Raw genomic sequence first — 20,509 nt, forward strand, 5'->3', positions numbered from 1 at the left:
GCAAAAGGCTGACTGTACTGAAAGGTGGCTCAGATTTACTTCGCGCGAAGTGGCTCATTATTACTTTGCGCCCAACAGCAGTTCAGCTCACTACTGGGGGCGTTGGTTCTCAGCCCACTGATCCGCTTGGGTTTCCCGGACCAGGTCTAGCCGGCGAAATGGAACTGCATTTCGCTGACGAACCGTGGGACCGTCGCGCTAGCTGCAGTCTGACGGCACCTCAAAGAAAAATTAACTGTCCAGAATCGATTATTTAGCACTAGCTTTCTTGCCGCGCCGACCTGCAGGTTGACCGGTTACTCGTAGAACCTCTCGCTTCCCTTGCTCATAGGTATCACGCTCCCATTGCGCAAGATCACCATGTTCGACATACTCGTAAAACCGCTGTTCATACTGAACCGCCTCCGCCTCACGATTCAAACCAAACAGCGTATTGGCCAGCGTCGCGACGACCCATTTTTGATCCGCTCTTTCACCAAACTGGGGAGATTGGACAATTCCAGTTAAAATATCAACGATCTGCTCACGTGCCTTGCGCGCACCCACTTCGTAATACCCCCTTTCCCCCTTACCCCCCTCAATTTCAGCGCGATAATTCATACATAGCGCATAATTTTCACCATTATAATAATCTCTTCTGAACTCAAATCCACGACCATAATACTTGATAGCCAAATTCAATTCAGCCGGATCCTTCGTGATATTCCACAGCCGCTTATGGATAGCCCCTGCTATTCCCAGCGTCTCGGGATCATTAGAATCATCCGGCCCCAGATCATTGATAACCTTCAGCGCGTTAACGAGCGAAGCAATCTCCGACGGGTCCTTGCTCTTGTACGTCGCCAACGCGAGCTGTTGTTTCAGATAGGTCTCATCTGGCTTCATCTCGACTGCGCTCGATAAAAATCGCATCGCATCGACATAACGATCCTCTCGCAACGCGCGCGCCCCCTGGCTCATCATTTCCGAAAACTGCTCTTCACTTGCCTCCGATCGCTGAATCAACGCCTCAAATTGTTCGTCCGACAAGTGCGGCTGAATCAACTTCGGAATAAAGGTATATACGGGACTATCCGGCAGTGGGTTCTCCAAAATTCTCTGGATTAGCAAAGACAATTCGCCGACTGCCCGCCTCGCCTCCTTAGCGCCGATATCCTCCCCCATGTGTTCGTAAGAGAACGTACTCGTATGATTCAAATCGAAATAAAATTTCCCCTTGCTCTCCCTCATGATGATCGTCGAATACGGCCTCAAGGCATGGCGAACACCGAGTTCATAAAGTGCATTTGCATTGCCTGTCGAGATGTCGGCAATCACCAGATCAGCCCTCAGAAGCATCTCGTACATCTGCAAGTCGATATGGCCAGAATGTGAGATCTCGTCTGCTCGCACACACCGCAAACCGGCCTGCTCGGCAGCCGGTCGAATGATTTCCTGATAGGTCGCATTCAGATCGAGCGTGCGCCCTGACTCATAGTCAGTCTTTCTTCCGAACCCCATTACCACGAAGCATAGCTTCGCGTCGCCATCCTTCGTCGCCCCACTCTTTGACATGATTATTTTCCTGTTATTCTTTTCTCACTTACCCCGTACATCAGAGCGCATACTGTCGAATCGACGAGACGATGGAATCCGTATTCCACCGAACCATTTCCTTTGCAGCCAACTGAACCACTTGCGGGGTGCGCTGCTGGCCCCAAGGAACGACACCGATTATCGGCTTACGATAAGCCGCTGCGATTTTAATTTCAGCCTCAATCCAGTCGCTGTGAGCAGCATACATTCCACCAAGAATCAATACGATATTTGAGACGCGAATTTGCTCATCCAGCGCATTAGTCAGTTGCTGCGTTGATCGCACACCAAGAATAGGATTGGTGCGAGGCACAGATGAATTTCTGAATAAGAAATTAGGCGCACCTCGCAACATCTGCTCCAGTCGAGCATATTCGTCGTGATAGCTCCAAGCATGCGAAATAAATCCAACATAGGTTTTCAAAGCTGGCATCATGGTCTCCTTTTAAAATCACCCGTCATCGACAAATAGTTTTCATCAAAAATCCATCGACGCTCGCATATTACACAAAGAAAAATATTATTTTTATCCGGTTTCCTGTCGTACATCAACCGCATGGAGCCGAGTGATCAGGCAACCGTACCTTTCGTTCGAGAACGCTCTTGCTATTTCGCTTCACTCGCATAGGCGGCCGCCCGACTGAGCACTACCTTCTTAGATTCCACCCGTTCCAGTCGGAACAAGCTCACGCCCGATCGGGCGAACTCGCCCTGCTCCTCCAACCACTCCGGTAATGCTTGCGACTCTTCAATCGTTCGCCCTGTTTGCTCGCTAAACCAGTCCCTTTGACTGGCAATCACACGAACCAGGTCCCCCTGACGACCAGAAAACAGGGATGCAAACGGAAACAACAGCCGATTCGATTGCGAAAGCGTACCCTTCTCAAACAGACGCAACGCTTCACGTGCTCGTTCTGTCGAGTGCTTCGCCGTGTGCTGCCATTCCACAAGTTGCCGCCCCAATGCCGCTTGTCGATTGCCGAACCGAGACAGCTCCGCTTTGAGCAATCCGATCTTATCGCGAGTTCCCGTAAGGCGCAGCCGGTACCTACGATGCGCACGATAACCCAAATACATTAACCCGGCGCTCACGAGAAGCATCAGAAAGCCATTGAGCTTACTGCCATATGACCACGAGCGGATTGCGATCAAAAAACCAACCAGTGCGCCGGCGATGCTCCAATAGGTACCCAGTCGAGCGCTCCATCCGACAAGATGACCGTGGTCGACCTCCTGAGCCGCCAGCATGGCCGAGTTGACGCGAACCCTTTCATCCAGTATCAGAATTTCACTATCCAGCTCGAATCGCACCGATCCATTGGTTGGTGTCAGCTTGGCAACGTCCGCCTCTGCTTGCCCAATTAAACTGCGCACCCATTCCTGTTGCCTGGCCACCGACGCCTTCGCTACGTCGATCGCCCGCTTACGCGCGGTGTCGTCCGGCAAGTATCCCGTGGCCAACTGGCCAACCATGGTAGCCAGCTGTCGCTCAGTGACCAATATCCGGACGGCCCCATCGATCAACTGACGACGCAGACTCTCGATGAGTTCATTCGTCTGGGTACGCACCGTCGAGAATAGCGGGTCGACAAACACTTCGCGCAGGCTGGGAAAATACAAACTAGCCGCGCGCTCGATTTCCTTCATCGCCTGGTCTTGCACACCAGTAGCCAGCCAGTTCCGGGCCAGTTCGATTCTCGCCTTTGCATAGCTCGGCGCAGCCTCCACCGCCTGTCGAGCATAGGCCAAAGCCTCATCAGGCTGCCCGGTAATATGCCCTGCACGGGCAGCAAGCATATATGAAGCAGCGGCTCGAAATGGCGCGCCCTCGCCCAATGCTATACGAGCAGCTCGCTCGCTCAGTTCTTTCGCCCGCTCGCAGTCGGGCTTACGCCCCAGATTCACGTACAACGACGCCAGCCAGAAATTACTCATCAAATCCAGCGGGCGGTGCTCCAACGCTCGCTGCAAATGCCGTATCGCACAGCCGTAATCGGCCAGCCCAATTGCTCGATGCGCTTCGACTCGCTGTTCATACGCGGCCACGGCCGCAGGCTGCAGCAGCGCAGCAAGAGGCCCGGAACATTGCGGTGCATCGTCCAGCAATGAGGGACCTGTTTGCTCAGCATCACGAGACTCAAGTGTCGTCACATCAGAGTCATCGAGCGCTTTTCCGTCGGATATTGCATCGAACAGATCGCGATGTTGATCTTCCGGCTCGTAACGGATCTGACCAAACTCCATTGCAAAATGCGCCGCCAGAAAGCTCTCAAAGATCCGATGTGCCATCAGATCCACTGGAATATCAGGCTCCACGAATCCGATCGTATGGCGCTTCTCGATTTCTCGTTGCCATTGCCCGAAGGGCGTTTCGGGATCAACGAACTGAATCTGCCCCCCTCGATAGCGCTCTCCAATGCAAAAAACCAAGATCCGCGTTCCAGCGCCATCGCGAACGGCTTCCTCATATTCGAGATGAGTAAACGACTTTGCACTATCTGGTGCTAATCCACCGTACTCATCACCAAGCAACAAAATCATGTAGTTGGATCGACGCACGTGTGCAAGGCACTCCACGAGCGGCGGATAGTGGTTCACCCGACCATCGTCCAGATCAATCGCGGACAGGTTAAGGTGAGGATAGTTTGTAATTTTTTGTTTTAATTGTGCTCGAAGTTCACTGAAGGTCTCGAATCGCGAAGCAAGAAAAACAGTTTTCTTGATCAACATATATCCCCGGTCTCAATCTCAATTCACACACATCATCACTTTCTTTTTCCGCATTCGATATCGCCACCCCATCCGACAACTGAACCCTTGCGCATAGCGTCAGAATCGAAGCCTCGTCATATAGTAAATATTAACCGCAAATTCGTTCACGCGAAATCTTATCCTTACACAGATGACCTACGGCAGCCGCTCCGACGAGCTAAACTATTTCACGAATTAATGTCACGCACTGGTGTATGTGCACGCAGAGCATGATCAAGCAGCAAGCGGTTGCTGAGCCCACCGACGTCCGATCACCGAGATACTATCTTCGAAGGGAATGCTCGGCTTTGACACCCTGCGATCAGCCTATATGCGCGGAATGAGCGTGCGCGAGACTCAGGGCCATCTGCTGGAACTGTATAGGCTACAGGTGCTGCCCGACGTGATTTCCACGGTCATCGACGAGATGCTGACCGACGTCCAGCAGTGACAGCAGCGCCCACTCGAGGTAATGTATCCGATCGTGTACTTCGACGCGCTGCGACTGAAGTTCCGCGGCGAAGGCACAGTCGAGAACAAGGTCTATCTGCGCTGGGCATCCGTGCCAACGGCCCCAAGGAAGTGCTGGTTCGTGGATCGCGCGGACAGAGGGTGCCAAATTTTGGCCGAAGATCTTCTACGAGCTGAAAAACCACCCCTTGCACGATATCCTGATCGCGGTGGTCGACGGTTTGTGCAACTTCCCCGAAGCGGTCGAAGTGGCCTATCTAGTCGCCCAAATCCAGACCTGCATCGTGCATCTGGTCCCCAATTCGCTGCATCTGGCGAGTTGGAAGAATCATAAGCCGCTGACTGCCTCAAGCAAGCCAATCTACCAGGCCCGCCACGGCCGAGGTAACTGCGTTCAGCGCTTTTGCACAGGACGAGTCAGGTCGTTTTTTTCGTCCAGTCCAAAACCTCTCGAACATAGGCCCATACCACATCAGGCATGTTCCGAAAATCGCTTGTGCTCGCCGGTGCCAACCACTTGTCCAGCGTCTTGATCGGAACGCTGATACGCTCCGCGAACTCCATACGCGTCATGCCGAGTGACGTCATCGCACCGCGGAGAAACACCTGCTGCGTGATCCCAGGAGGCAACTTATTGGCGGCCACTCGTATCTCCTCGCTTATAAGTCCAGATCGGGCGCCGGAGACGCATCTGGATCATCGGGCCTTTGCTCCTGATCAGGCGTCAAAAGCTGCCGCACGACTGCGACGAAATCTTCCGCCTGCGTAACCGCCCAACGCCCCTTGTCAATGGAGATATTACCGGCGCCATAATCTGCGATCCCGCGCAAACTCTCGACTTGTCTGAATGATCGGCCGTATTCGGGCCGCACGAGCCCCTGATTCACAAGCTTTAGACCAAATGCCGCGATCACGCCGCTATGGGTCGCCGGCGATTGCTCAACGACTCCAACACCAAGCAATGCGGCATGAGCGGCGCCAAACATCGCATAGTACGCGCCCTCGCGCCCACCGACTTGCAGCAATACATGGGCCTCTGCCAACGCGCGTACGGCTTTTGCCATATAGTCTGCGGAAGTCATCCTCATAGCGGGATTCCTTCGCGTCGGATGTTCTCGATCAAGACCGGATTGCTGAACCGTTCCGGGTGCTCCAGTTCGTCCTCCCAAATCGGCAGGGCGCCGACCAGCACTCCCGTTTCCAGCAATACGTCAAACGACGTGCCCGCCATGTCCAGCACGATGTCCGTGCGCTCGCCGTGACCGCCGCTCAGGATGACTGCGATATCAGCATCGCTTTCGTCGGTATGCTCGTGACGCGCTCGGCTGCCAAAGAGGATCGCCCGGCGGACCGGGTAGCGTTGCGCGATACGTTTCAGGAACACATCGGCCGCATGAGCGGTTTCAGGATCGACAGCCACGTCCATGTTGCTCTCCTCGACGGGACTTACTGTTATACCCCCCAATGGGGGGGCTTGCAAGACAAATCCCCTGCCGTGACAAATCTCTGTACCTGCAGCACATGAGGGTGTCGACGCCAAGGTCGATGCGCGGTCATACCCCCGGGAACTACTCCAATACAGCCACGCGATACTTCGAGCGCAGCAACAGGTCCGGAACCGGCGCGAGCACATTTGAGTTGAACTGAAGTTCGACGCAAGCATCGATGCCGTATTTTGGTGCTGCGCGATTGACCGCCGCGCATGCCGTGTTCAATTGCGCCTTGTCACCCGACGCCACGGCGCGAACGTCCACTTGCTCGGCTTCGGAAAGAATTTCGCTCACTTTGATCTCCTGGATTCGCCGAGCCCATCTCTCTACGCAGCCCCCAGTCACCCCTGGACATGGCATACACGTGACTCCCGGGTTCCCGCCCTTGACCCGCGACCGTAGCCGATAGCGAACCGGCATCAAGGGGCGCGGGACCGTGTTGCCCGCACCCCTCCCTCGCCTATCTCCTTGACGCCGGTTCGCTATCGACTCCTTCAGTCGCACGGGCGGGAACCCGGGAGTCAGGCGGCAGCAAAGCCAACCCCGAGTTCCACCGGGAGGTGTCTAGCCGCAACGGCAAGGCACGCCTCCATGCCCGGTTCAGGTCCTCAACCTTGACTGTGGAGATTGCCATGCGACTCGCTTCCTCATTCCATTACAGCGCACCGATGCTGCGTGCGGATTCACCGCTCTCGGACGATCAGATTCGCCGCGTCGCCCCGTCCATCTTCGCGGACGGCAAGCACGAAAGCCGCTCCGAGCGCTACACCCACATTCCCACCATCGAGGTGCTGCGCGGGCTGCGCAACGAAGGCTTTCAGCCATTCATGATCTGCCAAACGCGCGTGCGCGATTCCGGCAAGCGCGAATTCACCAAGCATATGCTCCGACGGCGCCATGCCGACCAGATCAACGGCGAGGAAGCCGATGAAATCGTGCTGCTGAACTCGCACGACGGCACCAGCAGTTACCAGATGCTCGCCGGCACATTCCGCTTTGTCTGCCAGAACGGCATGGTCGCGGGCGAGAACATCGCCGATATCCGCGTGCCGCACAAAGGCAACGTGGTGCAGAACGTGATCAACGGCGCGTTCGATGTGCTCGACGGGTTCGAACTGGTCCGAGAACAGAAAGACGGCATGCGCTCGGTTGCACTCGACCGCGACGAACAGCATGCGTTCGCCCGCTCCGCACTGGCGCTGCGGTACGACCCGACCGACGCCGACGCCCCGGCTCTCGTCAGCGAAAGCCAGTTGCTGGCCCCGCGCCGCTTCGAGGATCGCCGCGACGACCTCTGGACCGTCTTTAACCGCGTACAGGAAAACCTGACCAAGGGTGGCCTGCACGGCCGCTCCCGCTCGGGCCGCACGATGTCGACACGCCCCATTACCGGTATCGACCCGAACGTGAAGCTCAACCGCGCGCTATGGATGCTCGCGGACGCCATGCGCCAGATGAAGGCGTAACGACGGGCGGGCGGCGCTTCCGCGTCGCCCGGCTATTCGATTCTGCAGGCAATGGCGGTCGTTAATGTCTAAAAACAAGCCAAACTCGAAATTTCGGCACCCGTCAGAATGTGCTGGACTTGCCTGGAATCCGAAATTCCTTTGTCTCCGCGTGCGAGTAAGCGCGCATTCAAGTGTGTGCGCCCATAAGCACCGAGGTCACACCGCCGATCACGCGATCGATACGTTTCTAAGTAAGACACCGAACCACGCTGAAGTTTGATGCAATCGGGCGTACGCGTTTTTACCGACGCTCACGCAGGAACTCTAATCGATTGATTTAATCCTCGCGGCTTGTCTGTCCTTCCACTTCGATACTGGCGCATCTGATTTGCGTTCGGACGATCGTCCTTTTTGCGCGACACGCAACCTGTGCACTCGGTGCGATTGCTCCCAGCATTCGGTTTTCCTATGGCAACAGATCAACCGATTGCCACGGATCCGCACATGCGGCACGCGCGCTTTTCGCATCGTTGAGTTCGCTTTGCTGTATGGCTCGCACAATTTTCCTGCGCAGGCCGATTCGCCCTTTTTGCAGCCGAGCTCTGTTTTTCCCGTGCAGCGAAACTCACCAAGCCCGTGGGATTAGCGAACCGCAAAAGCAAAGACATGAAAAGGAGGTAACGCAGGATAGGCTTGCGCCGGTTTTGGGCACCATTGCGATGCTCCCCGAAAAATCAAGGCCGATCCGATGTCCCAGGTGTTTTCTAGATCAACGCCCGCAGCGCACGCTACCAAGCACACCAGTGTTGTCCCCATTCGTCCACGGTTTCCCTCACAGCGGGGACCTGATCTCCTCAGCACGCGGAGATTCGCCAACCAACGATCCGCGGACATTTTCGAAGTCGAGATTGTTCGTTCACAGCCTAGCCGTCTATATTGGAAGGAAGGGCAGTCGACACATCACATTTCCCGGTGGCGCCCTTCATGTCGGCAAAGGAGGCGTCCTGATCGGGGCGACAGTCTGGAGGAATGTTCCGTGGAATTTCTTAAACTTGCGATCATCTTTGGTACAGTCATCGCGATTGCAAAGAGCATTCGGCTTTTTAGTCGTCACTCGCGACACCAGTACGGTTACAGCTTCTTCACGGCACGTGGATTTTGGCTTGCCGCAGTCGGTATTAATCTCACATGGTGGGGATACGTCGGATGGGGAACCGCGCTACTGCATCGCGAACCGGCGTGGGCCGGTCTCGTCCTCGTGGCAATGGGACTTGCTGCAGTCATCCGGTTGATCTATGAAAACGTTAGGAACACGGCACCCATATACGGTGTTTCCGGGTCGATCCTGCAACTTGTGCTGTTTTTTCCGGTGGCAGTCTACGGCATCCCGCTTCTCGCGATCACGTTCCTGTTTCTGTTCTTCGTGACGTACAAGGCCGGACCAGCATGGTTTTCCGATCGAGAATGAGCCCAGCGGCGTGAGACTGCAGTCTCAAGTCGAGACACACGGAGCAATATCCTCGGCACTGTTCGAGATTACCGTCAAGCCGGGTCCGACGGATCATCCTGGGGCCAGCATAGAAGATCGCGTCGCATTTGCGAGCAAAAAGGCGCCGCGTACCCAAACGGGCACTAGCTTTCCACACACTCGGGATTTGGCTCACTAATACGATTGCTGCCGATTCGCGGCATGATAGTTATAGCCATCATGCACTCTGGTCATCAGCGTTCCACATCCGGCCTGGCGCCGTCTGAACGCTCTACGGTATCTGGCACCTGACGATCGGGCTTCTCGCCTCTATCATCCGGCTCACGCCCTACCATTGGTCGATTTCGTTGCACCGGCATGGACCCGACGAAGTACGCCATTTCAACGGCCATCGCGCGATCTTCGCGCGCCCCCGACCTCGCCATTGCGTAGGCTATTTCTCGCCAAGCGGCAAATACGCCACCTTGTGCGGCCCATCCTGCGTCCCGCTGCGCATCGGTCGGCATTGATTTCCAGTACCTCGGCGTTTCGCCACGCGCTACCATATGGATGACGGGCTGCTTCGGGTAGCGCTGCGTCACGCCACGCACACGCCGCGGCGTCGCATTCGCCTCGACACCATGCTCACGCAGTTTCTCCGCAAAACGCTCACGCCATCGCTGAAGATCCTTATGGCGGGGATTCAGGCGATGGCCGTCCGGACCACGCACCTGTACGCTCAGATGCACATGCGGATGTGCTTCGTCATTGTGTACGGCAAAAACGTACGCCCTGCCGTCACCGAACTCGAGCATCGCGAAATCTCGCGCCGCATCGCGCACTGCCTTGCGATCCGTTCCCGGTGGCATCGACAGCAGGATGTTGAAAGTCTCGCGGCGCGCGCTGGTCTCGGGGATACCCCACCCACCGAATTGCCAGGTCTTCGCGAGATCGTTCAGCGCCTCCTTACCTTCAATCCGGTCACCGGTCTGATCTTCCAGTTCGATCCTGCCGTTACGAGAGATATAGCGCAGATGTCGACGTACGGCTCCCATACCCTGCGCACTCGTCGCCTTGTTGGTAATTTTGACCATGACTTCCGGGGAGCGCCTGAGCGTGCGGGCGACCTGCGCACGCATGCGAGCGGCAGCGTCGCGAATGCCCACATGCGCGAGTCGCGGCGCTTGCGCATGTCGTAGCGGATCATGAAACAGGCGATCGCCCCAGTTCACGAGCATCGCGTCGATGTAGATTTTCGGGTATGGCATATCAGCGGCTCCATCGATCAAGGTTCGCACGCATGATCGCGGTCGTCGTACGCAGGTGTTCATCAATGCACTTTCGCAACTCCACCCATTCGAACATCAAATCTCGGCGCACTGGCTCGCTTTCGTCGGCACGTGCAAGTTTGCGCAACAAACGGCCGATCTCAGCAAGTCGCTGGTTTGATACGAACAGTGCATTCAACTCGGATTCACCCAACTGCGGTTCCCGGCTCAATTGCGCCCGAACCAACGATACGATCCAGCGATTACTGCGCAGACCCATTGCTGCGGCGCGCCGCTCGACCGCATTCAGCTCCGCCCCGGTTAGTCGTATTTCGATGCGATAGCGAGGTTCCGCAACGACCGGCCGAGGCAAGCGCCACATGGTTGTGCCGGATTCGCCGTCCGCATCGTCGCCAATCGCCGCTGCGATCAACTGACGCACGCCCTCGCCCGCCGTCAAACCTCTGCAAGCGCACCAGTCGTCCCAGCGCAACCTGATTGCCCCGAGTTCGACGCACAAACGCCCGCGCACGACCACGATTCAACTCAGCGAGTAGGTGATGGTCGCGACGGCTCGGCTGGCGTGGGCTCGAGCTCGCGGGCAGGCGTGCGTTCGGGAGCCTGATGCTTGCGACGATTCCGACCCGACGGCGCGCTCGGATCGAATACCTTCGGCGTCGGGACCGGAATGCCTTCGCGCTGGAACGCCGCCAGCATGCGTTCGGCGTGCTGCCGCACACGGGCAACGGAACGCTCACTGAAACCCTGTTCGCGCATGGCGGCAGTCAGCACGGCCACATGCAATGCCCGTTCGGTGCCCAAATGGAGTGCATCGCGACTGCCGTGCAGCTCTGTCTCGTCAACTGGAGCACCGAGTGAATCAATAGATCGGGCTTCGCCATCCCGCGGATAGTCCGGCTTCTGCGAGACTGCAACGCCATGGCCCCGCTGCACGATCTCTACCTGCCAGGTATTGCGATGCACGACCTTCTCTTCTTCACCGACCACCCTTCCTTCGTCATTCAGGATCGGCATTCGCACGGTGACGAGGCGTTTGCCGAGATTATCGAGTGTCACCTGCTGGCCGATCTTGGCATTCGCCTCACGCACCGCACGCTCGAGATCCACACCCCACACGACCTGGTCGACGCCCGCCACATCGCGAAATACCACGTAGTACGAGTCGCTGCGCGCTGGATTGTGCTGATACGGGGCATCACCATGCTCGAGCAGTTCCCCGATGTATCGCCGAGGGATATCGGCTTCGTCGTTTGCAGCGCCGCGGCTGCCTTCAGGAATAGGCGGTTCCGACACCGATGATCGGACCGAAGGGATTGAAGAACCTCCGTTACGATTCTCGCCTACGTTGACTCCGGATGCGCTTGAAACCATGGCCTGACTCTCTGCGAGAGCCGGCGCACTCGCAGCAGTTGGCGCCCCGACTTGCGCGACCACCTCGATGCGATTGTCCAACCTCGCCTGCCGCGCATCTGTCAGCCGCGCCAGATCTGCCGCCTTCGGCTCGTAGCCGATCACTTCAATACCAAGCAGCGTGCCCTGCAACCACGCCTCGCTACGAAACACCTCATGACCCGAAACACGAATACGCCGCCACGATTTCGCGTGCACCATGTCAATCATCGACTCGACCACATCCGGCCGGTTGTGCTCGGTAACGAGGTATGGCCCTAGATCTTCGAACGCAAGTTGATACGGCGCGTCCTTCAGGAAATACTGATTGCCCGCGCGCAAGTAACGCTTGCGTACGCGTTCGGGCGGTTGGTCGAGCGGCATACTAGTCGCGTCCATGTCGGTCGGCGTCCCGCTCGGCGACCGAGTCTCGGCCTGCCTCAATGTAGTGGCATCGTCACGGATTGCCTGCTCCCGCAATCTCGCCCGGGCGGCATCGAACTCACGCCGGCGCCGAGCCGATACCGCCGCTATTGCAGCCGATTCCAGCCTGTCCCGACGTTCGTCCGACGCAGCCGGTCCACCACCGTTGGCCGGCGAATCCTGTTCAATCACGTTGATAACCGGATCGGTTTCGTCCGCGGAAGTTCTCAGAGCCATGTGGCACCTCGCACGCTAGAGATCGGCGTTGAATGTCGGCGCGATGCTGGTATGCCTTATCGGTCGGGCATTGAACCGGCTTCGCGAGACGCTTCCTGTTCCCGCGACTTTTCGAGTGCGGCCGCACGCGCTTCGCGGATGCGTGTCCAAGATCTCGCCTGCAACTGATCGAGCATCGCCTCCAGATTGGGGCTGTAATTCAACTCGCGTGCCGACTTCTTCAGCGAACCGACCATGCGTTCCAGCAGATCGCGCGCCCGGTCCCACGGATAGACCTTCGCCTGGTCGCCGTCATAACCCACTTGCAACTCGGATCCGTTCAACCGGGCGTTTTCATCCATCCATTTCAGACGCTCGGATACAAACGTCATCTGATCCTTGCGGTGGAACACGACACTGCGTGTCGCGACCTGCTGGATCAGATAGTGTTCCGTATTGAACACCTCCCCCCGATAGGGGCCACCGTTTTCGCGCGGCGTCCCCATCTTGAGCGGTGAGCCAAACCGATGTTCCGCTAGCGCCTTGACCTCGTTTGGCACGTCACCCGCGCCAAACAACGGCGCGCCAATTGACGGACGCGTTGACGCGAATCGAGGTGGATCGGCAGCCGATGGCAACGCAACCGGCAGAACGGGCGGAGAGTCCACCGCGGGTGATGCCGAACCGGATGCACTATCCGTTGCCGACACCTCCGGTGTGGCCTGCTTCGGGGCACCGCGCTTTGCAGGCCGGCGACGCGACGTGCCGTCATCTCCTGCCAACAGCTTTTCCTTGACGTTGCTCATTTTCCCGCCCTCCTCATGCTCATTCACCTCAACCACAGTCACACCGGATTCGGTGGAGATTTCCGATTGACCATCTGCCCTTACAACGGAACGGACCATTGCGCGCAGGTATTCGCCGACCGCTTCAAATCCGCTCAGTACCACCATGTCACTGAAGTCGTTCGGTACCATGTCGTGGATGCGTGCATCTGCGGCGAATCGTGGCCAAACCAGATGTGCCCTCGCGTCTTGCGCCGCACGCCGAGCCTGCGCCTCGCCACTACCCAGTTCACCTAGCAGGATCAGCTCCGCGGCGGGGTACTGTTCACGCAAGCTCTGCGCCACCAGCCCCAGATTCCCACTGGACAGCGCCGCCGTCGCAAACCAGCCTGTGGCTCTTGAAGCCGCCAATGCCGTCGCCATGCCTTCCGCGATCAGAACCCGCGAGGGTGCGCTGGCCGGAACCCATATCGGCTCCGTCGTCCAATAGCCTCCCCTCTTCGCGCCGCCAGCTAGGGACGATTTGCGACCGTGTTCGTCGATCAGTTCGAGCGTCGAGATCGATCCATTCCAGACCGGCACGACCAAAACACGTCCATTCAGCGGTAGTTCCTCGCTGACCGGCAGGTAGCCAAGCAGCGCACGCAGTTCAAGTGCATCGAGCTCACGCAGCGTGTATGCAGGGTCAAGGTGCTTACGTACAAGATAGGGATGCTCCGGGCCGACTGGTCTCGCCCACTGCCAGACCGATTCGGCCTCGTGGGCAACAGCTGCGTGACGTGCTTGCAGTTGCGCCTCCTCCCGTACGCGCTGAGCCAACACCTCGGGTGACGCCGCCAGTACGGTAGTCATGCGATCCGGATAATTCGCCCGCTTCAGATCGAAGCCATGCTGACGCGCCTGCCAGAAAAGCGTGGCGAGCGTCTTGCCACCTGATGCACTGGCCGAGCGCCATGTGGTCCGGGCCGCACGCTCGTTGTAGTTGGCTGCCGTCCGACTCCACGCGTCCCAGATTTCGAAGCCCTCGTCACCGAAGCCCTGCTTGAGCGCGAACGCCATATCGACCCAGGTCTGGTAGTCGTCGGCCGGAATCACGGCAAGCGCTGCACGTGCACGGTCCGCATCATGCACATAGGGTGTCGTCATTGCCGGGCTCCCACGACTGGCGAACCGCTCATGGCTGCCTGGCGCGCGGGTTCAACAAAATCGAGCTCAGCCACATCAAGATCGTTTACGCTAAGGCAACGTCTCGCCTGCTCAACCTTACTGAGCGGCACGCCCAGCAGCATGAAATGCCGCTCCACGTAGGCCACAGCCTCCTCCTCGCTGATGTCGGCCAGATTCGGCGGTAGATCACGCGGATTCCACGCCTGCAATACTTCCAGATACTCGTGCGGCAGATCGATGAGCCCCGCACCCTCCGGGTCGAGTTCATCAGGATGCAGATCGCGCAATCGACGCTCGACCACCGCGGAGAAATGCGCCATGTTCAGGGCGCGTACGGACGGCGCTGGCACGACGCGAGACGCAAACTCGGGATCGCGCCAATAGCAAATCTTGTCGGCCAAAATCGGCTTAGTGTTTTCGAGCAAGATGATTTCCTTATCTCGCTCCAGTTCCTTCAACTCCTGCGGCAGCAGCAACGGCCGGCGCTGTTCGGATACATTTTCGCTTGAGCCACCTCGGCCGCCAAAGAATGCATTGGGGCGGCTCACACTGCGCGACTGGTCGGTGAACGTACCGAGCATTTCCGAGTATTCGTTCGCGTCCTTCTGCTCGCGCGGCGCATAGAGGATCTGCATCGCGTGGTTCGTGATGATGGTACGGGCATCGGATCGCCCGTAAACGGATTCAAATTGCGCGATCGATTGCACGATCGACAGCACGCGCAGGTTGAAGCCCGGCATATAGGCAATAGCTCGCGGAAGAATGTGGATCTTTCCGATTGCCGTCATCTCATCGAACAAAAGCAGGCACTGGAACTTGAGCGTAGGATCAGCTTCGGGCAGCTGCTTCGTGTTCAAGTTGATAATCTGCGAGAAGAGCAGGTTCACGATCAAGGCCGCTTCCGACAGATGATCGGGCGTGACACCGATATAGATGGAAATACGTCGCCGCCGCAGATCACGCACATCAAAATCGTTCGCGCTCGTTGCTGCGTCGACAATCGGATTGGCCCAGATCGTCAGCGGCGCATTGAAGGTCGCCAACACGCTCGCCAGCACCTTGTCGTCATTGGACAGGAAGCGATTCAGTGCATCCACGCACGGTCCCGAGAGCAAACCACGATGCCGGACCAGCGCGCGCTGCAAATAGGGTTTGACCGGCATGCCATTGCCCGACGACTGCCGCAGCACTTCTCCCATCGTGACGGGAACATCGGGAGTCGACGCATCCTTGCCGGCCCGGTACGCATCGCGCCATTCGCACAGCAGAAGCACAATGCCGAGGAACAGATTTCGCGCCTGATCTTTCCAGAAACCGTCGTGGCCGCCTGGTGGATACAGTGCATAGCCGATCGCGAGAATGTCGCCCACGCGGAACAAGCCATCGGAGATTGCCGACAGGGGGTTGTAGCGGTGTGTCCGGCCATCTTCGGCAAAAGGATTGAACAGAAACACATCCTGCCCATTCGCGCGACGGAATCCGGCTGTGGCCGCATAGTTTTCCTGCTTAATGTCGAGCACGACCACTGAATCGGGAAAGGTGAGAAGATTCGGGATCACTACGCCGACACCCTTGCCGGAGCGGGCAGGTGCAGCAAGTAACACGAACTGCTGACCGGCAAACCGCAGATAGCGGCCGCGCCATACCCCCACGACAATCGCAGGCGACGTATTGAGGTGGGCTTGCGTCGTCATAGCAACCCCGCCCGCCGAATTTCAGCCTCGTTCGCAAAACGCGCACTGCCATAGAGATGACGTCGACGCGAGCTCACCCATAGCGCATGGACGCCCAACACCGGGCCACCCAACGACACGAACACGCCAAACAGCGCCGCCCCCACCAGCTTGCGCCCGACGTTCGGCATCAGCCCGTCTCGCCACATCAGCACCGCATCGAGCCAACCCCACATTCCCGCGTGCAGCGGATTAATGCGCAGACTGGCATAGAGGAGGAACGACGCAAGCCAAAGGGACGCTGCCAGTCCAGCCATCAAGCAAGCTAGGGCGACCAACGTCATTACAGCTGTCCGAATGCGCTGGCGCAAAGGCGAAGACGGATGGTCCATGGTCGCCCCCTATACAAATGCGGTGCGCGCCTTGCGCCCCGGATCGAACCAGACTTCGGTCATGCCCCAGCGCCTGCAAGTCTGTTTACCCTCTGCGTCGAACACTGGGCGTGATTCCATGTGCACGACGACATCAACTGTCAGGAACAACAACCTCTTGAGTGCGGCATCGTCCCAGGCGGCGGCCTCCGGATGTTCCTTTGCCATCAGCGCGAATCGCTCGATCGCGACGGTCACATTGGGCGCGTGAAAGCTCGTGATCGACCCTGCGTGCCCCGTCGTCAGCAGTTTCAAGAAGTCATAAGCTTCGGCACCACGCAGTTCTGCCAGCAGCACGCGATCCGGACGCATGCGCATCGCGCATGCGATCAGGTCCGCAGGCGTCACCCGCGCGTGGCCATGCCCGCCCTTGCTGTATAGAAGATGTACGCAGTTCTCAATGTGCCGGATGAATAGCTCGCGAACGTCCTCGATCGTCACGACCCGCTCAGTCGCAGGAATCGAGCGGCACAGTGTCTTCATGAAACTGGTCTTGCCGGACCCTGTATTGCCGACCACTGCGATGTTGCGTTTGCCCGTGACAGCGCGCTCGAAGAAGGTGCACCAGTCATGCTCTTCCAGGCACCGGACGAGATTGCGGTCTTCGACGGGCAAGTCCACCAAAGCTGAATCGAGTCCGTCCGGCCTACGCCATACCGTAGCGTCGAACAATCCCTCGTCGCGACACGTATCGAGCGTCTTTTCGTCTGGGGACGGACGGCGGATCGTGACCGACACCGTCCGCGCCTGCACGACAGGCGGAACCACGATCTGGAGACGTGCGTCGTCCGGCAACAGCGCCGACAGAATCGGATGCTGCGACGACACTTCCTGATTGGTCAGGGTAGCGACCGACACCGCGAATGACATCAACCGGTCGAAATCGAGATCGGCGTAGTCGTGGCCGTGCCAGCCAAGCGAGTTCTCGGTCAACACGCGCTGCGGCCGATTAATCACCAGTTCAGTCACATCGGGATCGTCGAGTAGCGGCACGAACGGCCGCATCAGTTCGCGCACGGATGCGTCGTCGGGCAACCGAGCCAGCACCGCATCGCGCGATCCATCTAGCAGGGGCGAATGAATCATCATCGCGTGCCCTCCGGCTGCAGGGCATAAACCGATCCGAAGTCCAGATCACGCGCAATCACGATCGTGAACTCCGCGCCCTGGTTCTGGGTGAGAGTCGGTGGGATACCGATCGTGCTGTCGAGCACGCGCGTGGCCATGTCGTTGCCCTGCTGTTGTGTGCTCTGGAACACCACCGATCCGTTGGTGTTGCCACCGCGAGTCGATAGATAGCCGATCGCGTCCTGGGTAACGCCAAGCAGCATTGCTGCCCCAATGCGCTGACTCCAGTGGTTGTCAATGTAGCCATCGATGCCCATGCGGCCGAGTGCGTCGGCCGCCGGGGAATCGATCTCGACCGTGACACCGTTGGGTGTCTTGATACGGGCCGACAGCACGAATACCCGCTTCTGTCCCGGAGACATGTTCGAGCGATACTGGCTGTTGATCTGCGAACCCCGTTCAATCAGCACGACGTTGCCATCGTCGGAATACACGTTCTTGGTGACCGTGCAGGTCGACAAGCCAGCCTCGGTCGAATCAAACGCCGTATCGCCCGCGCAGTCGATCTTGGCGCCCTGCGCAAGCACCAGACTCCGATTGCCGAGCGTCCCGGCCTGAACACGCGGTGTCACGGTCGGCATCAGCGCCTGAGCAAGCCCACCCCCCATCTGCCCCGAACCTTGCGCTGACGCGCCTGCACCGCCGTTTACGCCGGCGGCAAGCGGGAAAGGTGCACCACCCAACCCCGGCACGCCTGGCCCCGCACCCGCGGGTTCCTGTCCACCGCCCGTTGCAAGCAGTGGCGCATCGTAGTAGCTGCGAGGTGTCGCAGCGTGTGCGATGCGAGCAGGCGTGACCACGCCTGAATTCGATGCGGGGCGTACGGCAATCGCGCTTGCTGGTACCGTTGCCGAAGCGGCACTACCGGCCGACGACGCGGGCAGATCGTTGAACATGCGCCCCTGGGAAGACGTACCTGCCATCGAATCGCGCCGCGCCTTCGATTCAGCATCGTGCCGCGCGAGAAAACCGTGCACGGTCCAGACGGCGCCCACCCCGACGATCAGCACGATCACGATAGGTGTCAGCCACCAGGCGCGCGGGCGTGCACCACGGTATTGCCCCAACGCTGGCATACCGCGATCAGCCGACGCATTTGATGCGCTCGCGTTCTGGCCATCTTCAGACTGACGATCGGCGCCATCGTTTGGCTCAATCACGTTGCGCGGGGTATCGTCATTCATCGTGATGGCTCCGCAGAATGCGCTTCACCCCGTTGACCGTCGTGCCGTCATGAGCCGGCACGCCGTCGATGTCGTAAGCGTCATTCCAGATTCCAACGACCTCCCGTGCGAGCCGCAGCACGAATCGCTTCGCCACCTCGTGCACGACGATCGTGTCACCGTCGATGTGCTTGTCGACCAAGCTTTCCGTACCGTCGTCGGCCACACGGAAAATCGCCGGCATGCGCCGGTTGTTCGGAATACGCAGATACGTAAAACGTCCGTCGTCCCATGCCGCGGTCGGCGCGATGTCGTCCGATCTCGGCATCACCTGCATCGAATACCGAGCGTTACGCACGGTCACCGGCTGCGCTAGGCGCTTCGCAACCAACTCGGCATCCGACTCCCCCGACGCCTGCTTCTCCAACTCGTCCGGATAGACGAAAGTCACGCGATACATCACGCGGTCATTGCCGAACTTCGACTTCAGCGGAAGCACCACAAGATCAAAGCTGTAGCTATGCCGGTCGGTGCGAATTTCGAGATTCGAATCGTGGGCGGCAAGCTGCGGTTTCAAGTACACATCGTGATCGCCCTTGCTCGCGACCACCTGCCAGCCGTCTCGATCACCAGGCGCGACTACCTGAATGTGTTCGTTGGAACCCAACGCGATATGCGTCGCAAAGCCGCGTTGAGCCTCCACGCGCACCACCTCGTCGGCTCGATAGATCACCTGGCGAACGCGCGAGTCACCGTTCCAACCGGGCAGATCAACCGCCCTCGCGCCCCCCACGAACAGTAGGCTCACCAGCGCGATGCCAAACGGAAGCACTCTCATGGCGTGCCTCCTACCGCCGAGGCCGACGGCGTATATTCCGCATCCCGGCTATAGGCCGTGACCTTGAAGCCGAATGGATTGACGATCGCCACGCTCTCACGCGTAAACACGGGCGGCCGGTAGGTATAGGCCAGCGTGATCACGAAGCGCTGCGTCGGCTCGGCATGGGCTTCGCCATTCTTGAACGAAGTCCGTTCGACATGCACAACCGCCCGACCAGGTTCGTCGGGCGGCAGCGTGACCGAGAGAATCCGGATGCGCCGCTCGACGCCAGCACCCAATTGCCGATCCAGTGCATCGGGACCGCTGTAGATGCCACGGAAATCGCGAGCAACCACGTCATCGCTCATCGTGAGCACGCTGTCGTAGTCCATCTGCAGCAGACCCCAGTCATAGCGCTCGCGTGCGCGCACATAAGTCTCGACCCAGTGCTTATCCTGGATTTCCTTCGTGTGCACATGACGGGCGTCGAGCACGTCGATCACCTGGGATTCGCCCGTCAGACGATCGACCTCGATGGGTAGAGGCACGACTCGATAGAACGGCACCATCACTGCGAGTGCTACCGTGCTCAGCACAGCAATGCCAACTGCAGCGTAAGCGACATGCCACGCACGACGTTCGGAGCATTCCTGCAGGTACGTCAGCGACGCCTCAATGTCGAGGACGCGGCCATAATCGTGCGAGCTCATGAGTGATCCCCTGCATCCGGCGGCTGATCTGGATCGGCCGGCACGGTCGCTGGCACGTCAGGCACGGGCGGTACACGATTGACTGGCACGCGATGCAGGCCGTCCGGCAATA

The 20,509-nt window shown here is 58.6% G+C and carries 20 protein-coding genes and 1 pseudogene; 4 read left to right on the forward strand and 17 right to left on the reverse strand.

Translation table 11 applies throughout. From position 1 onward, the window contains the following. A partial coding sequence (locus DIE11_RS36745) for a hypothetical protein (protein ID WP_221622470.1) occupies positions 1-257 on the forward strand: 257 nt, incomplete at its 5' end. On the opposite strand, the gene DIE11_RS27555 is transcribed toward DIE11_RS36745, so the two are convergent. The 3 genes from DIE11_RS27555 to DIE11_RS27565 all read right to left on the reverse strand — a co-directional run bounded on the left by DIE11_RS27555 (position 250) and on the right by DIE11_RS27565 (position 4,305). Continuing rightward, on the reverse strand, positions 250-1,554 hold the full coding sequence (locus tag DIE11_RS27555; RefSeq protein ID WP_124486316.1) for a tetratricopeptide repeat-containing protein: 1,305 nt from the start codon (positions 1,552-1,554) through the stop codon (positions 250-252). The genes DIE11_RS36745 and DIE11_RS27555 overlap by 8 nt on opposite strands. 40 nt (positions 1,555-1,594) lie before the next feature. Continuing rightward, positions 1,595-2,008, reverse strand: coding sequence for a TIR domain-containing protein (locus DIE11_RS27560; protein WP_124486317.1), 414 nt, complete (start codon positions 2,006-2,008; stop codon positions 1,595-1,597). A gap of 173 nt (positions 2,009-2,181) precedes the next feature. Further along, positions 2,182-4,305, reverse strand: coding sequence for a DUF4062 domain-containing protein (locus DIE11_RS27565; protein ID WP_124486318.1), 2,124 nt, complete (start codon positions 4,303-4,305; stop codon positions 2,182-2,184). A 325-nt stretch (positions 4,306-4,630) separates the two neighbouring features. On the opposite strand from DIE11_RS27565, the pseudogene DIE11_RS27570 reads away from it, so the two are divergent. Beyond that, positions 4,631-5,238: pseudogene (locus DIE11_RS27570) on the forward strand (transposase); the annotation flags it as partial. Here DIE11_RS27570 and DIE11_RS27575 read toward each other — a convergent pair. The 4 genes from DIE11_RS27575 to DIE11_RS27590 form a co-directional block, all read right to left on the reverse strand. Further along, a complete protein-coding gene (locus tag DIE11_RS27575) occupies positions 5,215-5,442 on the reverse strand; it encodes a transcriptional regulator (protein ID WP_260430299.1) in 228 nt (75 codons plus the stop codon). The pseudogene DIE11_RS27570 and the gene DIE11_RS27575 sit on opposite strands and share 24 nt — an antisense overlap. 14 nt (positions 5,443-5,456) lie before the next feature. Continuing rightward, positions 5,457-5,885: a DNA-binding protein gene (locus tag DIE11_RS36570; RefSeq protein WP_185633829.1), complete on the reverse strand. Its 429-nt coding sequence runs from the start codon at positions 5,883-5,885 to the stop codon at positions 5,457-5,459. Next, complete coding sequence (locus DIE11_RS27585; RefSeq protein ID WP_124486319.1) at positions 5,882-6,223, reverse strand: nucleotidyltransferase family protein; 342 nt, start codon at positions 6,221-6,223, stop codon at positions 5,882-5,884. The genes DIE11_RS36570 and DIE11_RS27585 overlap by 4 nt, the downstream gene beginning before the upstream one ends. A gap of 142 nt (positions 6,224-6,365) precedes the next feature. Further along, on the reverse strand, positions 6,366-6,581 hold the full coding sequence (locus DIE11_RS27590; RefSeq protein WP_124486320.1) for a hypothetical protein: 216 nt from the start codon (positions 6,579-6,581) through the stop codon (positions 6,366-6,368). Positions 6,582-6,919: 338 nt separating this feature from the next. Between DIE11_RS27590 and DIE11_RS27595 the strand changes: the two genes are divergently transcribed. Continuing rightward, entirely contained in the window at positions 6,920-7,753 is an 834-nt protein-coding gene (locus DIE11_RS27595; RefSeq protein WP_124486321.1) for a DUF932 domain-containing protein, read from the forward strand. 1,018 nt (positions 7,754-8,771) lie between these two features. Then, positions 8,772-9,203: a hypothetical protein gene (locus DIE11_RS27600; RefSeq protein WP_124486322.1), complete on the forward strand. Its 432-nt coding sequence runs from the start codon at positions 8,772-8,774 to the stop codon at positions 9,201-9,203. A gap of 254 nt (positions 9,204-9,457) precedes the next feature. Here DIE11_RS27600 and DIE11_RS27605 read toward each other — a convergent pair whose 3' ends face one another. Genes DIE11_RS27605 through DIE11_RS27650 form a run of 10 tightly spaced genes read right to left on the reverse strand, consistent with a single transcriptional unit; the run spans position 9,458 to position 20,397 of the window. Then, positions 9,458-10,471 carry a relaxase/mobilization nuclease domain-containing protein gene (locus DIE11_RS27605; protein WP_124486323.1) on the reverse strand — a complete coding sequence of 338 codons (1,014 nt, stop codon included), beginning with the start codon at positions 10,469-10,471 and terminating at the stop codon, positions 9,458-9,460. Between the two features lies 1 nt (position 10,472). Then, entirely contained in the window at positions 10,473-10,964 is a 492-nt protein-coding gene (locus tag DIE11_RS27610) for a plasmid stabilization protein (protein WP_260437188.1), read from the reverse strand. Between the two features lie 53 nt (positions 10,965-11,017). Further along, on the reverse strand, positions 11,018-12,541 hold the full coding sequence (locus DIE11_RS27615; RefSeq protein ID WP_124486325.1) for an LPD7 domain-containing protein: 1,524 nt from the start codon (positions 12,539-12,541) through the stop codon (positions 11,018-11,020). Between the two features lie 56 nt (positions 12,542-12,597). Next, the gene (locus DIE11_RS27620) at positions 12,598-14,451 is read right to left on the reverse strand and encodes a PriCT-2 domain-containing protein (protein ID WP_124486326.1); all 1,854 of its coding nucleotides are present in this window, start codon (positions 14,449-14,451) and stop codon (positions 12,598-12,600) included. After that, positions 14,448-16,166 carry a type IV secretory system conjugative DNA transfer family protein gene (locus DIE11_RS27625; RefSeq protein WP_124486327.1) on the reverse strand — a complete coding sequence of 573 codons (1,719 nt, stop codon included), beginning with the start codon at positions 16,164-16,166 and terminating at the stop codon, positions 14,448-14,450. The genes DIE11_RS27620 and DIE11_RS27625 overlap by 4 nt, the downstream gene beginning before the upstream one ends. Continuing rightward, on the reverse strand, positions 16,163-16,537 hold the full coding sequence (locus tag DIE11_RS27630) for a hypothetical protein (protein ID WP_124486328.1): 375 nt from the start codon (positions 16,535-16,537) through the stop codon (positions 16,163-16,165). The genes DIE11_RS27625 and DIE11_RS27630 overlap by 4 nt, the downstream gene beginning before the upstream one ends. Positions 16,538-16,546: 9 nt before the next feature. Beyond that, a complete protein-coding gene (virB11, locus tag DIE11_RS27635) occupies positions 16,547-17,665 on the reverse strand; it encodes a P-type DNA transfer ATPase VirB11 (RefSeq protein WP_124486329.1) in 1,119 nt (372 codons plus the stop codon). Further along, on the reverse strand, positions 17,662-18,888 hold the full coding sequence (gene virB10 / locus DIE11_RS27640; RefSeq protein ID WP_124486330.1) for a type IV secretion system protein VirB10: 1,227 nt from the start codon (positions 18,886-18,888) through the stop codon (positions 17,662-17,664). The genes virB11 and virB10 overlap by 4 nt, the downstream gene beginning before the upstream one ends. Beyond that, on the reverse strand, positions 18,881-19,705 hold the full coding sequence (locus DIE11_RS27645) for a TrbG/VirB9 family P-type conjugative transfer protein (protein WP_124486331.1): 825 nt from the start codon (positions 19,703-19,705) through the stop codon (positions 18,881-18,883). The genes virB10 and DIE11_RS27645 overlap by 8 nt, the downstream gene beginning before the upstream one ends. Beyond that, positions 19,702-20,397 carry a virB8 family protein gene (locus DIE11_RS27650; protein WP_124486332.1) on the reverse strand — a complete coding sequence of 232 codons (696 nt, stop codon included), beginning with the start codon at positions 20,395-20,397 and terminating at the stop codon, positions 19,702-19,704. The genes DIE11_RS27645 and DIE11_RS27650 overlap by 4 nt, the downstream gene beginning before the upstream one ends. Positions 20,398-20,509 lie beyond the last annotated feature (112 nt).

It is taken from the genome of Burkholderia sp. Bp9012 (assembly GCF_003853825.1).
In the GTDB taxonomy this organism is placed as follows: domain Bacteria; phylum Pseudomonadota; class Gammaproteobacteria; order Burkholderiales; family Burkholderiaceae; genus Burkholderia; species Burkholderia diffusa.